This is a genomic window from Paracidobacterium acidisoli (assembly GCF_003428625.2).
Classification (GTDB): domain Bacteria; phylum Acidobacteriota; class Terriglobia; order Terriglobales; family Acidobacteriaceae; genus Paracidobacterium; species Paracidobacterium acidisoli.
The window spans coordinates 141,276-155,418 of sequence record NZ_QVQT02000001.1; the positions used below are offsets into that span (position 1 = coordinate 141,276).

The window sequence follows — 14,143 nt, forward strand, 5'->3', positions numbered from 1 at the left end:
GCTTGCAATGAATGACCGCTACGAACATCTGCTCCGCAAGTCCCGTGACGCCAACCGCGGGGGGCATGACGCTTGGGCCGTTCAGTCCACTGGAGAGAAAGTCGCCGTTGCTCTCGTTCTCAATCGTGCCGATTGGCTGGCGGAGATCGACTACACGATCCCCGAGGCCATCGAGCGCAGCGGCGCGGAGTGGACAACGATCATTCCGCAGGTAGCTCGCCAGCTCATAGAGGAGGAGTGACAACCATGCAGACGATCCCGCTCCATCGCTTCTATCAGGTTTCGGGAATCATTGCCGCACTCTTGCTCGCTCTTCTGCTCGTCGGAACGGCGACGGGCAGAAACACACTCGCGTGGATATACCTCCAGTCCACCGAGGCCGTTACAAACGCAACACACAGCCACACGTTCCCCTTGGACAGGTTGGACCCGACCTGCCCGCAGTGCATGTAGTTCAACCGCAAACCGCAGGAGGCTTTATGAAAGTCACACTGACCAACCGCCGCAAGTGGCTCATTGGCGCAGGCGCGGCATTGCTGCTTACGGCAACGCCCAGCTTTGCCCTCTTTGGCATCGGAGATATTGTTTTCGATCCGACGAGCTACGCCAGCCTCGTATCGCAACTGACCACGCTTCAGACGCAGTACAACATGCTGAAGAACAACATCACGCATTTCTCAGCAAAGCAGCAGTGGCAGACCACGCTGCACGCCCTTGAGAACGTGAACGTCGCCAATATGTTCGGCGAGACAGCGGGCATGAGTATCGCGCTCAATACCAATTCACCCGGCGCGTCGAGCACTGCATGGAAAGCCGCAACAGTCACGATGAACGGCACCGCACCAACCTACCTTGCCAGTCAGTCACTTGGCAGTTCACGCACGTCGCAGCTTGCCATGATCGAAACCGCCGATTCCGTGTCTCCCGACTGCCTTACCGCAGTGGGTCAGTATCGTGCCGCCAGAAGCGAAAACGCTACTGCGAACACTTCGCTTCTGTCGCAGCAGTTCGATGGCGGCGATGCCACCAACAGCGAAGTCCAGCAGCTCAATCTTCTCAATGCGGCCGAGGCGCAGCGATTGAGCGAGATGCAATCGCAAGGCACGTTGCACGCCTGTCTTGCTTCGCAAATGACCGTCGCCAATATGGAACGTCGGAACGCACAGGCCGAAGACCTCAACACTGTCGTCTTCGTTCAGCAACAGCGTGCCGCCAACGATACCAGTGCCGCCAATGAAGGCAGCACATGGGACACGTATCTTCCCTGATCGGAGACCGCGATGCTGAAAGCGATCAATACCAAAATCCTGCTCGCCATCCTCGCGGCTCTTACCGCGATCGGTGGCGCGCTCACCTACCAGCGGCATGAGGCGGCGAAAGCCGCCGCTGCCGCCGCCAAGGCGGCCTCCATCCTTCAGCAACAGCAGAAGGAAGCCGAAGAACGCAAGGCCGAAGATGAGGCATTCCGGCGTCGCGTGGAAGCGGACAAGAAGAAACACAACTCCGCCGCCGCCCACGAAGGCAAAACCTGGAAGACGTACATTCCCTAAACGTTATCTGTGGGAGAGAGCAATATGGTTTCCGTAGCAGTGTTGGCACAAGCACTACCGAGCGCAAGTTCCGGCGTCGATTGGCTCTATCAGTTCACCAACAACTTAACCAATCTAACGACTCAGAACGGCGGTGCGCTTACTCAGCTTGGACTTACGGAGCTGGCCTGCATCTCTCTCTTCGTACTCATCAGCATGGTTGTGAATTGGAACACGCAGAGCATGACGCTCCGCTTTCACGCTCAGCCTGTCCATGCAGGTGATTTAGTGAACTTCCTGGTACGACTCATCGTTTGCTGTCTGCTCGAAAGCTATTGGGTGAATCCGTTCCCCGGAGCGAGCTTTGGCATCAATCACTTCTTTTCCTACATCGCGCAGGCGATGGTTGCTGCCTTCGATCAGAACTCGCTCGATAACTTGCTTCAGCTTTTCAAAACCGCTGGTGACGGTACAACGATGCCGTCGCTCATGGCTCCGGTGCAGATCCTTTGCTACTTCATCGTGCAGGCTCTTCTCGGCATCGCGTCCGCCATACTATTTGTCATCAATTGCAGCGCCTTCATCCTCTATGGAGTGACTGCGCTATTCGGCCCCATCTTTGTGCCACTGCTCATGACAAAGACCTTTCGGGCCAAGTTCTTTCACTTCCTCGATGTACTTATCAGCTTTGCCATGATTCGCGCCGTCGCCGCCGCGTTCATCTTTGTGTGGGGCGGATTCATGAACGCTTTTATCCAACAGACGTTCAATGGAAATTACTCAATGGAGATGTGGCTTGCCAATCTCATTCCGTGCATCATGGTATTCGTCGCCTTCATCCTGAATATGCTCTTCATTCCGAGCATGACGCAAGCAATCTTCGGTGGGGCGGCGGGGCTAACATCAGCCGCTGCTGGCGCGGCGGGTAGTGTTGCCGGAATGTTTCTGATGAAGGGTGGAGCTGGAGGATAACTATGTGGAATGTCTTATTGGCGTTTTTCTTTGGTAGTGCGGTTTCAAGTAGTCGTACTGTTCAGCGGCTTATGAGACCGCTATTCATCCTCTTCATCCTCGGCGTCCTGATCGCAGGTTTGGTTTATGCCTGCGTGGTATTCAAGGCCGCCACCGCAAGGAGCCATTCTCCCCATGTCCACGCACATAGTTCTCATTGAGACGCTACTAGCACCGAGGCAACGTCCACATGCAACTCAACTACTTGGCCTTCCTTGGAATGCTTCGTTTTCCTTTGGTGGAAACGGATGGAGCCGGTTCCTCTGGGTCATCCTGCTCGTAGAACTCATGGAGTGCGGCTTGGAGCAGCTTCTTGTCGGGAAGTTGCGTGTTGTATTCGGCTACGAGCGCCGGGGAGAGTGTGCGACTCAGAGCATACTCCACGACCTGATCGTTCTTACTGGCGCAAAGCAGGACGCCTATAGAAGGACGCTCGTGCTCTTTGCGTACGTCTCGGTCGAGAGCTTCCAGATAAAAATTCATCTTGCCGAGATACTCCGGCTCAAACCGAGTCACCTTCAGCTCAAAGGCGACCAGGCAGTTGAGACCACGATGAAAGAAGAGCAGATCGAGAGCAAAGTCGCTCGTTCCTACCTGCACCGGGAACTCAGAGCCGACAAAGCAAAAATCCCGACCAAGCTCCAGCAAAAATTCTCGCATTCGGTTGAGCAGCCCACGATGCAGATCACGCTCACTATGTTTCTGCGGCAGTCCCAAGAATTCAACAGCGTAGGAATCCCTGAAGATCGTGTCCGCACCCGGATGCGTTTGGTGCACCAGTGGTGCCACTTTTGTCGGGGAGAGCACTACCCGTTCAAACAATGCCGTGTCGAACTGGCGTTCCAGTTCCCGTTTGGTCCAGTGCTCCTTTACCGCCATGCGCAGGTAGAATTCGCGCTGTTCAGGACGTTTGCTCTGTCCGAGGATGATGAGGTTATGGCTCCAGGGCAATTGGTGCGCCAGCGGCGCACTAATTGGCTCGTCTTTGTAGGTCTCGTAGAACTTCTTCATTCTGAAGAGATTACTCGTAGTGAAACCGCGCATTCCTGGCTGGGTTCGGGCAATATACTCGGCGAGCCGCGGCACCACGCCATCACCCCACTCTGCCGCAGCGATCTTACCGCTGATGTATTCGCCGACCTTCCAGTAGAGATCAATCAACGCTGTGTTAACTGCTTGGAAGGTCTGTTCGCGGGCAGAGGTGATGAGCCGAAGCACTTCGGCGAAAGCGTCCTCGTTGTTTACCGTCCGCCGGAGAGCAGCAGGTTTGGATCGGGAGGGCAAAGTCGTTCCTTTCGTACTCCCATCATAACGAAAGCTCCAGTCGGGACAGACCTCCGCATCAGCCTCCTCCTTAGGTATCCAGAAAGGATTCAGGTGTCTCATGTCCACCCATACATCACCCATTGAACGATCCCTCACGCCCAGCCACGCCATACTTGCCGACGAGATCGGTAATGAGGTCTACGCCTCTCACTATGCCGAACGAAAAGCCTACCGGCTCATCCTCGCCTGTGGGACGGTACTCCTGTGTGGTTCGATGTGGCTCAACTTCTCTCTGGCCCGTCGCCCACTCGTAAATCGCTACATCCGCATTGATGAGATGGGCCGTGCCCAGGCGATCCAATACAGCGATTTGAACTACAGCCCGCGTGAGGGCGAGATTCGGACATACCTTACCGATTGGGCGAACTACCGCTACACGATCAGCCGCGACACCATCGCCAAGAAGTATCCGCTCAACTACTACTTCCTCTCCGGCAATCTGGCCTCGCAGTTAATGACCGAAGACAACCAAAACCATCTTGTTTCGCAGGTGGTGGGCGGCCAGATCGAGCAGAGCGATGTGGAGGTAAAGAACGTCACCATCACATCCATGTCACAGGAGACCATACAAGGCGCAGTTCTAGCCCGTGGGACGGCGCTGCTGGCTCTCGACAAGCTGTACTCCCCAAGCCACTCACGGGAGCCGCGTACAGAGCATTGGATGCTCAGTCTGACCTACTACCTGAATCCCAAAGAGGTCAGCGATCAGGCCAAGATTTACCCGCAGTATGAGTTCATCAATCCTCTTGGATTGACCATCACAGAGTTCCACGAAAACCGTGTATCCGTTGACCCCATTGCCCCCGGCACCACTGCTACTGACGGAGCCGTTCGATGAGGCGTCCAGTTATAACCGGGATGCGCAAAGCCCTCTACCTGCGCCTCCGCGCGTCAGAGCCGGAAGCCGCGCTATTCGGAGGGCGCGAGCTTTTCGTGCGTCACCTTGCGAGACTTGCGCAGTTCATCGAGCGCCATACGCTTGAGGATGGCACTGCCGCGTTCCTTTGCACGAGCACGGCTGGCCTTGCTCATCAGCTTGTTCGCGATGGTGTCGTAGGGGATCGTTCTGCTTGCCATAGTGTCCTGTCTCGCGTGGTGATCCAATGAGCTTCGATCTCATTTTACCGTTCTTTCCTGACGAACTGCGGACGCTCCTGCTCGACCCGTCCATCTCGGATTTGATGATCAACGGGACGACCGGCGTATTCGCGGATCGTGGCGGTGTGGTCGAGCGAATTGTGCTCTCCGCGCCGTACACCAATGACCGCCTGCAAGCGGCAATAGAGCGCGTCGCACGCATCCTCGGACAAGACCTTACCAGCCAGAATCCCATTCTGAATACACGCCTGCCGGACGGCTCCCGCGTCGCCGTTGTGGGCTCGCCCTCCTCCATCAATGGCCCGACCTTCACCGTTCGTAAATTCAACCGCTGGTTTACGTCGGATGAGCTGATTTCATCTGGCAGCTTACCGGTCGAGATTCGGGATACTGTTGTCGGCCTTATTGCGGAGCGCAAGAACGGCATCATCAGCGGTGGAACCGGCTCAGGTAAGACCACTCTGATGAAGGCGCTACTTGACCATGTGCCGCTGCACGAACGCCTGATTGTCATTGAGCAACCAGCCGAGCTGAAGATAACGCATCCCAACGCAGTTCGATGGGAGGCGGTCGAAGCGATCCCCGGCCAGGTTGCCGTCACGCCCAGCCAGCTTGTAGCTGCTGCTCTTCGGCATCGTCCCGACCGCATCATCATGGGAGAGATACGCGATGAGTGCGGTTACGACCTGTTGCAAGCCATGAATACAGGGCATGGTGGAACGCTCTCCACCATCCACGCAAAAAGTGCGTGGGACGCCCTCAATCGTCTCTCCGATCTTGCCTTAAGTGCGAGGGCAAATCTCAACCATTCCTTTATTCGTTCGGAGACGGCGGAGGCCATTGATTTTGTTCTGTACTGCGAGCGCGATCATGCGGGCCAACGCCGGGTACGCGAGTTGATTCGGGTGAAGGGATATAGCCATGCAGACCAGTCCTTCGAGACCGAGGACATCTATCGTGTCCCCTCTACCGTTGCGGCTGCATGAGACACGAATGGGACCGGAATCGTGATGCTAATCCGCACCCTCAATTCGGTATCGATTCATTGGCCTTCGGTCTATGCGCCAGAGCTTGGTAGCAGTTGCCGGAAGGTAGGTGCCTTCGGCTATGACTTGCGGCTCCTGTTCGACTCGGTGCGCGGAGAGAGCGAACGGCGATTGCCGGTACATGGTATCGCCAGGAAGCGGATGAAGAGGATTGTTCTTGCGTGTGTCTCCCGCATGTATCCCGCTTTCTGCACGGTCACGGCTTCGGGGTCTTACCGACGCCCGGCGGCAGGCTCGTTCTTCTGCTTCGGCTATCGCCGCCTCCGGTTACGGTTTCCATCTGCGATGGACCCACCGTAAATGCAGAACTTCGGCCTTGGGAGTCGGACCCACTCGCTGGGCTTCGCCATGTGTGACCCGAGCAGATCGGGAATTTCAAAACGGAGACACAACATGTACAAGAACAAAGCAATCCTCATGGGCTTCCTCGGCGGCGATGCCGTCGTTCGCACCGGCAAAAACAACAAGCCGTTCACCACTCTCTCCCTCGCTACGAAGGAGTCGTTGAAAGACCGGGAGACCGGCAAGTACACGGACTTCACCGAATGGCACAACCTTATCGTCTCCGGCAAGCTGGGAGACTTCGCAGCCAAGCTCAAGAAGGGCGCTCACATCGAGATCGAAGGCAAGATCGAGCACACCGTCTACAAGGGAGCTAAGAAAGATCAGATTCGCGTCAGGTCCATCCTCAAACTCGACCGTGCCGAGAAAGCCGCCGCGCCCGAAGAAGAGTTCGATGAGATCCCCGACGAGGAAGTGGCCGCATAGGTCACTCCATCCGCATGGAAGCCCGGTATCACCGGGCTTCTTTTGCTGCTAAGGCCCGCACGATTGCACTCTCAAGAGGGTCCCCTATGAGTCAGATTGCCGCTACCTTTCTCCGTCGATGCTTCGCCCCGGATGAAACCATCGCGATCCTGCTTCGCAGGATGGATGAAGCAGCTCCGAAGCAACGTGTCGTGCGACTCGAACAGGTGTTGGAGAGCCGCTACATGGCATGGCTCTCCTACGAGAACCAGCATGATCGCAGCAACATCTATGTCGCTGCGAATCCGCTTCGCCCTGGCAGCCGGAAACGCACCAAAGAGTGCATCGCTTCCGCCCGGCATCTGTACCTCGACATCGATGAGGATGGAGACGCCCGCCTCGCTGCGCTCCGGGCATCGCAGTTGGTGCCGCCCCCGACCTCGATTCTTTCTACTTCGTCCGGCAAGTGTCAGGTGCTTTGGCGGGTCGAAGGCTTCGAGTTTCCGCAGCAGGAACAGACCCTCAAGCTGCTCGCCATTGCCTTCGGTGGCGATCCGGCTTGCACCGACTGCAACCGTGTCCTTCGCGTCCCCGGTTTCCTCAATCGGAAGTACGATCCGCCGTACAAAGTCACGGTCGAATATCCCGACGATTCCATCTGGACTCCAGACGATTTCCAGCTTGATGTTGGCGTAGTCGATGCCATGCTTCTCGCTGGCGCTTCCGGCAGCAGAAAGCCGCCGTCGAAGCACAGCAATTCGGAGAGCGATTGGGCATGGGTTTCCGATCAGCTTGCTCACGGCAAAGACGCCGTGAAGCTGACACGGGAGCTGGCTTCGCGTCGCTCCGATAAACCCAATCCGCTGTACTACGCGCAGCGCACCGTCGATGTTGCCTCCGCCCGCCTGTGGTTCATCGAAGGCATCCGTTTCGATGACGTAATCACCATGCTCGAAACGCGACGCCGCTTCGAGCTGCCTGCTGCACTTTGCTCCGCTCGTGCGCGGGAGATTGCGACCACGGCGCAACGCATGATTCGCCACACAAAGTCCGCCTGATTTCAACCCCAAAGGAGAACCCAATGCCACTGCTAGAAGTCACCCAAACCCGCCACGTCAGCGCCTCGATTCGGCTTACCGATTCGACGGCTTTGTTGGTCGATCAATATGCCGCGTTCATCAAGGCCCAAGCGAACAGTGTTGTCGAGGAAGCCTTGAAGCATGTCTTCGCCAAAGACCGCGATTTTCAGGACTACCTGAAGTCGCCCGAGGCACAGCGGATTACGCCGACTCTTCGCGTGCGCCGTGGCAATGCCAATGATGGCGCGGAAGTATCGCCGAAGAAGCCGGTATCCGCTGCGTCATCGGCGTCCCAAACACCTGCATCTGTGGCTGGATCGAAGGCATGATCCTCCACCTACATCCGTGGCAGTACCAAAGCGGTGCTGCGCACCGGGTGTATTTCGACACTCCACCCCTTACAGGTTCGTGCTGGAGCGCTATAAGGCGCTCTGAAAGCCCTACGGCAAACAAAGAACTTACAACGGTCAGAGCGCTTTGGAGCGCCTTGGGGCGCTTCAGGGCGCTCTGACTTCTTGAGGAATTTCCTATGGCTCTACTGGATGAAACGAAGCTCGCAGAAAAGGCCATCAAGCGCACCGGCTATCGCCTCAAAACTGCCGGAACCAAGCTCAATGCAGAGGAGCTTGCAACGCTTGAGAAGCATTGCAGGGACATCGGCAAAACGCCCGGCGAGTTCATCCGGGATCTCATTCTGACTGAGCTGAGCCGGACGCAGGCTAAGAATGGCGTCAGCAATCCCACGCTGACGGAAGTTTTGGGCGTGCGCCTCTTGCTCGTGAATGTCCTGCGACCGCTGGCCGCAGGACAGAGTATGTCGCTCGAAGCCTTCGACAAATTGCTCGACCAGATCAGCAACCTAAAACACGAGATGGCCGGAAAAGTCCTGGCCGAAGGAAGGGGCTAAGGCCATGCCAAAGACAACATGGGGTCGCAAAGAAACCATCATCTGGCCGCAGAATCGGCCCATCTATACCTATGCCGCGATTTTCCTAGCACTGACTTTGACGGTGGTGTTTGTGTTCGGATGGGTTCGGTTGTTCACGAGACCGTTGCAATGGTTCTATGCTCCGGTCTATGCCCGCACGTCCGTCTTTGGCAGCTTCAGCCGGACGCATCGAAGCGAATACAGGATGCTCTTTCTGACCGGCCACGGCCTGAAGCCGGGGCCGGTGATGAACGGGGATGTCGTACATGGAAAGACGCCGGAGCCGGGTAGCCGCATCATCATCCCTCTGGCGCTCTCGACGACGGCACTTCAGCGCGGCAACGACCTGCTCTTTCGCGGGCCGGTACGGAGCTATGTAGATGCCCGGCTCCATGAGTACCTGAAGGCCGCCGTCTTTGAAGGCCGCGATGTGTCCGCCATCCTGAAACCGCCTCTGCTCTGCGGAGCAGGACTGTTCCTGGTACTGCTGCCGTTTGCCGTCACGCTGGACGTGAAGCGGCAAAAAGCATTGAAGTACGGACGCCGTTTGAAAGGCCCGCAACGCCTCACTCCCCAGGCATTCAATCGCCTCGTCAAGGGTAAAGGAATCGGCTTCAAGACCGATGACATGAAGGACATGCTGCGCATCCCGGCCAGAGCCGAGGCCCAGCACATGCAGATCATCGGCGACACTGGCGCGGGCAAGTCCGCGATGCTATTTCAGGTACTCCGGCAGGTACGAGGCCGGGGTGATTCCGCCATCGTTTACGATCCGGCACGTGAGTTCGTGAAGCGGTTCTACGATCCCTCACGTGGCGACGTGATCCTCAATCCTTTAGACAAACGCTGCCCGTATTGGGGACCAGCCGAGGAACTGCGTAGCCGGTCGGAGGCGAAGGCCCTGGCCGCCTCTCTCTTCCAGCCGCCGCAGGACCGAAAGGGCGAGTTCTTCATTGAGTCGCCGCAGAAGATATTTGCCTTCCTCATGGCCTATGGGCCTACGCCGGATGAGCTGGTGCAGTGGATGTCGAACCCTGATGAGATCGACCGCAGGCTCAAAGGAACGGAGCACGCGCACCTGATTGATCCGCGTGCTCACCAGCAGCGGGCCGGTGTACTTGGTTCTCTTGGCCTGGTTGCGGACAGCCTGCGTCTGCTTCCCAAGAGAGAGGAAGGCAATGGTGCGTGGACTGCCACGGAATGGGCTGAGAAGCGACAGGGCTGGGTCTTCATTACATCGCTTCCCGCTGAGCGTGAAGCCCTCCGGCCATTGCAGAGTCTGTGGATTGACTGGCTGGTTCTGCGACTCCTGAATGAGCCGACTAAAGACCAAAAGCGCGTCTGGTTCGTGATTGACGAGCTGGCCAGCTTGCAGAAATTACCGCAGCTTCATACAGCCATCACCGAAGGACGAAAGGGACAGAATCCGGTCGTACTTGGCTTCCAGGGCAAAGCCCAACTGGAATACCTCTACGGTCATCTGGCGGAGGTCATGTTGTCGCAGCCCGCAACCAGTGTTTGGCTCACGACAAAAGAGCCGAACGCGGGCGAGTGGGTCTCGAAATTTATTGGCAAGGTCGAGATCGAGCGTCTGCGCGAGACACACTTCGACGGCACCCGCGCAGGTCACAACTTCACCATCGAGCGGCAGGTTGAGCCGCTTGTCTTGGAGTCGGAAATCTCCGGCCTGCCCGACCTGCACGCCTTCATGAAGTACCAAAACTATGTGACCTACTTCTCATTCCCATACTTCGACATGCCCGAGGTCGCTAAGCCTTTCGAGCTGCGCGAGCGTAAGGATGACAAGCTGCCCTACGACCCCATAACGCTACGCTCCAGCAGGCCAGAGACGGAACTGAAGCAAGAGCCGGAGGCCCCGGCTCCGGCACCTGAGCCGAACGAGCCTGTTGCTTCGGAAGCTATCCAGCCGGAGCTTTCAGCAGTTCCTACTGACCATGAAGAACAAAACGTGATTACGCACGGTTGAGGTGACGCCATGCTCAACATCTCGAAACCGCTCTCGGCAGGACAGGCGCAGACTTACCACGCTAAGGAGTTCACCGCCGCCGAGCAGAACTATTGGAAGCAAGGCGACACCATTCAGGGTGAGTGGCATGGAAAGCTGGCCTCTGAGTTCGGTTTATCGGGAGCCGTAAGCGCGGAAGAGTTTGCCCGCTTGTCGGAGGGACAACATCCTGAGACCGGCAAGCAGTTGGTCTCCCATCGCGTCGTCCACGAGTACCGTAATGCTCAGGGAGAGATGCTCTCTCCCGTCGAACACCGCGCCGGGTGGGATGCTACTTTTTCCGCGCCCAAGTCCATCTCCCTGACCGCCCTTGTCGGTGGTGATGACCGCGTGCGCGAAGCGCACCGCGAAGCCGTCAACGTTGCCTTGAATGAATTGGAGAAGTACACGCAAGCCCGGATCGGAGGCAACAATCCCGCCGAGACGACCGGAAAGTTCGCGGCAGCGAAGTTCGAGCATGACACAGCACGTCCGGTCGATGGCTACGCTGCGCCGCAGCTCCACACGCATGTCGTCATCTTCAACATGACCGAACGTGACAACGGAAAGATGCGAGCATTGCAACCCCACTCGCTCTTTGAGAGCCAGCAGTTCGCCACCGCCGTCTACCAATCTCATCTGACCTACAAGTTGCGCGAACTTGGCTACGAGATTGAACCTGGCAAGAGCGGAGCACCCGATATCCGTGGGTACACAGCGGGGTATCTTGAGGCATCCAGCCCGCGCCGCCAGCAGATTGAAGAAGCTCTCTCCCGCAGCGGGTTTGCTGGGCCGGAAGCCGCGCAGATTGCCGCCCACAACACCCGCGACAAGAAAGTCATCCTGTCTCCCGACCAGATCCTCGCAGCGCACAAACAGATTGCCGATGAGTTCGGCAACCAGGCCGATAGAGTTGTGGCCGAGGCGCGGGCGCGCAAACAGGAACAGATGCAAGAGGCACCTGCCAAAGAACGTCAACAGCAGGTGCGCGAAGCTGTGACCTTCGCCCGCGATAAGGGCTTCGAGCGTGAGGCCGTCGTAGACGAGCGCGCCCTCTATGTGGACGCCCTACGCCGTGGCATGGGGGAGATGACATACCCGGAGGTCCGCGCCAGCTTCGAGTCTCGCATCGCCTCGGGCGAGTTCAAGCAAATCACCGACGATGGCTCCAAAGCCGGGCGCAGGTTCACCACCGCGGCCACCATCAAGGCCGAAAATGAAATCGTGCAGAAGGTGCGGGACGGACAGAACCAAGCACCGCAGATCACGGGGATTGAAAGCGCGGTCCCGCTGGTAGATTCACGTCCTCATTTCAACGCCGCACAGAAGCGGGTTGTCGAAGAGGTGCTTACTTCCTATGACCGCGTACAGGGATTGCAGGGACGGGCAGGCAGCGGCAAAACTTCGGTACTGGCCACCATTCGTGAGGGAGCAGAGAAAAACGGCTTCGCCGTAGTAGGATTCGCGCCAACATCGCGTGCCGCGAAGCAACTCCGCGATGCTGGTATCCAGGCGGACACGTTGCAACGCTTCCTCGCGGGCGGCGGCCTGCAGGCCGCCGGCGATCCCGCGAGAAAGCATCTCTATATGGTCGATGAATCCTCCCTGGCATCGACACAGCAGATGCGCGACTTCCTGAATAAGATTGGCCCGCAGGATAAGGTGCTGTTGATCGGTGATACGCGCCAGCATCAGGGAGTGGACGCCGGAAAGCCCTTCGAACAGTTGCAGGAAGCTGGAATGAGGACGGCGCAGCTTGACCAGATCATGCGCCAGAAAGACCCCGAATTGCTGAGAGCTGTTGAGCATCTGTCCAATAACGAAACCGCAATTGGAGTGGAGATGCTTGCCCAACAGGGGCGAATTACAGAAATCGTTGACCCAGAGCAGCGCATTGCGGCCATTGCCAAAGAGTACGCCGCCCATCCTGAAAATACGCTTATTGTTTCGCCCGATAACGCTTCGCGCCGCTCCATCAATCAGGCCGTTCGGCAGGAGTTGCAGGCGCTTGGCGTCGTAGACAGCAAAGATCATTCCATGCGTGTTCTTGCACCGCGCAACGACATGACGGGAGCTGACCGCGAATGGGCCGCTCGCTATCAAACCGGAGATGTTCTCCATTACGTGCGCGGCAGCAAAGAGCACGGCATCGAACCTAGAAGCTACGCTCAGGTAGTGACGACGAATGCGTCTGAAAACCTCGTAACCGTGCGAAAGGCGGACGGCCAGCAAGTCACCTATGACCCGTCACGGTTACGCGGCGTTGCTGCCTACCGCGAGATCGAACGCGAATTTGCGATTGGAGACAAGATCCAATTCACGGCCCCGTCGAGAGAATTGCAGGTTGCCAATCGTGACCTTGGCACCATCCAGCACATCGGCGAGGACGGAAAGTTCAGCGTTCGTATGGACGGCGGAAAGGATAGGATGGTGCGCTTCGACGCGAATAGCATGAGACACCTGGATCATGGGTACGCCGTCACCTCGCATAGCTCACAGGGACTCACTTCTGAACGAGTGATCGTCAACATGGACACCGAAGTTCATCCCGAGCTGATTTCCAGCAGATTCGCCTATGTGTCAGTCTCTCGTGCCTCGCACGATGCGCAGATTTACACCAACGATGCCGCTTCGCTTGCGAGCAAACTCAGCCAGGACGTAAGCAAGAGCGCGGCGATCAGCTTCGGCAATGCACAGAGCAATGCAATGGGACAGGGACTAGCACAAGCATTGGGCTAATCCGTCCTTGTCCTTGATGCTAATCCCCAGGCGATCAGTTCACTGTTGCCCGAGGAGGAGCGACCAATCCAGCACTCTGCAACAACGATATGTTGACAAATCCAATGTGCTAAGAACTTCACTGAAGTCTTCGGAAAGTGGAAACTCTCCAATTAGTGCATCGCAATGTCTGCATCCCTGCGAAACGTAGGCTGAGCCGACCGTGCGAGAAAAGCGTGGCTTGATACAGCCGAACCGTGCGAGTTCCAATTCTTTCCGAATTCTCTCCAGTTCTTCAAGCACTCGCGGCTGGTAAAAGAGATGCGTAGCACAAATGGCCCGCTCTATCGATCCATGAAATGCGAGAGTTGTTTGTTGGCACTTCCAACACGTCCACGGAACAAACACGACCTCAAGCAAATCACTAGTTCGGTGTTCAAGCAGCTCTTCTCGATTTATAGGCACGAGATCTTGATATAGGGGCTGCTCATTGTTTTGTGCCGGACGCCATCGTGCGAATGGAGCTGTATCAACATTGGCGGGTATCCACCAGCACTTGCTATTCCCGTCCCATTTGGCTCCTAAAGCCTTTGCTTTGTCCTTCTGCGCAAAAGGAACAATCAGGTTTATTCGCTCCTGAGACGTTGCCATAGACA

Annotated in this window: 15 protein-coding genes; 12 read left to right on the top strand and 3 right to left on the bottom strand. The window is 57.0% G+C overall.

The genetic code is table 11. The annotated features are described in order from the left end of the window. The first annotated feature begins 7 nt into the window (after positions 1 to 7). The 4 genes from D0Y96_RS00615 (at position 8) to D0Y96_RS00630 (ending at position 2,501) form a co-directional block, all read left to right on the top strand. On the top strand, positions 8 to 241 hold the full coding sequence (locus D0Y96_RS00615; RefSeq protein WP_117297226.1) for a hypothetical protein: 234 nt from the start codon (positions 8 to 10) through the stop codon (positions 239 to 241). Positions 242 to 479: 238 nt separating this feature from the next. Continuing rightward, complete coding sequence (locus tag D0Y96_RS00620; RefSeq protein ID WP_117297230.1) at positions 480 to 1,268, top strand: hypothetical protein; 789 nt, start codon at positions 480 to 482, stop codon at positions 1,266 to 1,268. 12 nt (positions 1,269 to 1,280) lie between these two features. Continuing rightward, positions 1,281 to 1,550 (top strand): hypothetical protein, encoded by a 270-nt coding sequence (locus D0Y96_RS00625; RefSeq protein WP_117297232.1) that lies wholly within the window; start codon positions 1,281 to 1,283, stop codon positions 1,548 to 1,550. 24 nt (positions 1,551 to 1,574) lie between these two features. Next, positions 1,575 to 2,501: a hypothetical protein gene (locus D0Y96_RS00630; protein ID WP_117297234.1), complete on the top strand. Its 927-nt coding sequence runs from the start codon at positions 1,575 to 1,577 to the stop codon at positions 2,499 to 2,501. 240 nt (positions 2,502 to 2,741) lie between these two features. Here D0Y96_RS00630 and D0Y96_RS00635 read toward each other — a convergent pair whose 3' ends face one another. Beyond that, a complete protein-coding gene (locus D0Y96_RS00635; RefSeq protein WP_117297236.1) occupies positions 2,742 to 3,926 on the bottom strand; it encodes a PDDEXK nuclease domain-containing protein in 1,185 nt (394 codons plus the stop codon). On the opposite strand from D0Y96_RS00635, the gene D0Y96_RS00640 reads away from it, so the two are divergent. Then, on the top strand, positions 3,925 to 4,704 hold the full coding sequence (locus D0Y96_RS00640) for a VirB8/TrbF family protein (RefSeq protein WP_117297238.1): 780 nt from the start codon (positions 3,925 to 3,927) through the stop codon (positions 4,702 to 4,704). The two genes, D0Y96_RS00635 and D0Y96_RS00640, sit on opposite strands and share 2 nt — an antisense overlap. Positions 4,705 to 4,775: 71 nt before the next feature. On the opposite strand, the gene D0Y96_RS00645 is transcribed toward D0Y96_RS00640, so the two are convergent. Further along, positions 4,776 to 4,943 carry a hypothetical protein gene (locus tag D0Y96_RS00645; protein WP_158562111.1) on the bottom strand — a complete coding sequence of 56 codons (168 nt, stop codon included), beginning with the start codon at positions 4,941 to 4,943 and terminating at the stop codon, positions 4,776 to 4,778. 26 nt (positions 4,944 to 4,969) lie between these two features. Here D0Y96_RS00645 and D0Y96_RS00650 point away from each other — a divergent pair, with 26 nt between their 5' ends. From D0Y96_RS00650 to mobF, 7 genes are all read left to right on the top strand, one after another. Next, the gene (locus D0Y96_RS00650) at positions 4,970 to 5,950 is read left to right on the top strand and encodes a TadA family conjugal transfer-associated ATPase (RefSeq protein ID WP_117297240.1); all 981 of its coding nucleotides are present in this window, start codon (positions 4,970 to 4,972) and stop codon (positions 5,948 to 5,950) included. A 453-nt stretch (positions 5,951 to 6,403) separates the two neighbouring features. Next, the gene (locus D0Y96_RS00655; RefSeq protein ID WP_117297242.1) at positions 6,404 to 6,778 is read left to right on the top strand and encodes a single-stranded DNA-binding protein; all 375 of its coding nucleotides are present in this window, start codon (positions 6,404 to 6,406) and stop codon (positions 6,776 to 6,778) included. An 86-nt stretch (positions 6,779 to 6,864) separates the two neighbouring features. Next, complete coding sequence (locus tag D0Y96_RS00660; RefSeq protein ID WP_117297244.1) at positions 6,865 to 7,815, top strand: RepB family DNA primase; 951 nt, start codon at positions 6,865 to 6,867, stop codon at positions 7,813 to 7,815. Positions 7,816 to 7,838: 23 nt separating this feature from the next. Next, positions 7,839 to 8,165 (top strand): hypothetical protein, encoded by a 327-nt coding sequence (locus D0Y96_RS00665; protein ID WP_117297246.1) that lies wholly within the window; start codon positions 7,839 to 7,841, stop codon positions 8,163 to 8,165. A 200-nt stretch (positions 8,166 to 8,365) separates the two neighbouring features. Beyond that, positions 8,366 to 8,743, top strand: a complete 378-nt coding sequence (locus D0Y96_RS00670; RefSeq protein WP_117297248.1) for a hypothetical protein — start codon at positions 8,366 to 8,368, stop codon at positions 8,741 to 8,743. Positions 8,744 to 8,747: 4 nt separating this feature from the next. Next, positions 8,748 to 10,751, top strand: coding sequence for a type IV secretion system DNA-binding domain-containing protein (locus D0Y96_RS00675; protein ID WP_117297250.1), 2,004 nt, complete (start codon positions 8,748 to 8,750; stop codon positions 10,749 to 10,751). A 9-nt stretch (positions 10,752 to 10,760) separates the two neighbouring features. Beyond that, entirely contained in the window at positions 10,761 to 13,508 is a 2,748-nt protein-coding gene (gene mobF / locus D0Y96_RS00680) for a MobF family relaxase (protein WP_117297252.1), read from the top strand. 39 nt (positions 13,509 to 13,547) lie between these two features. Here mobF and D0Y96_RS00685 read toward each other — a convergent pair whose 3' ends face one another. Continuing rightward, positions 13,548 to 14,138 (bottom strand): DUF5710 domain-containing protein, encoded by a 591-nt coding sequence (locus D0Y96_RS00685; RefSeq protein ID WP_147324874.1) that lies wholly within the window; start codon positions 14,136 to 14,138, stop codon positions 13,548 to 13,550. Positions 14,139 to 14,143: the final 5 nt, after the last annotated feature.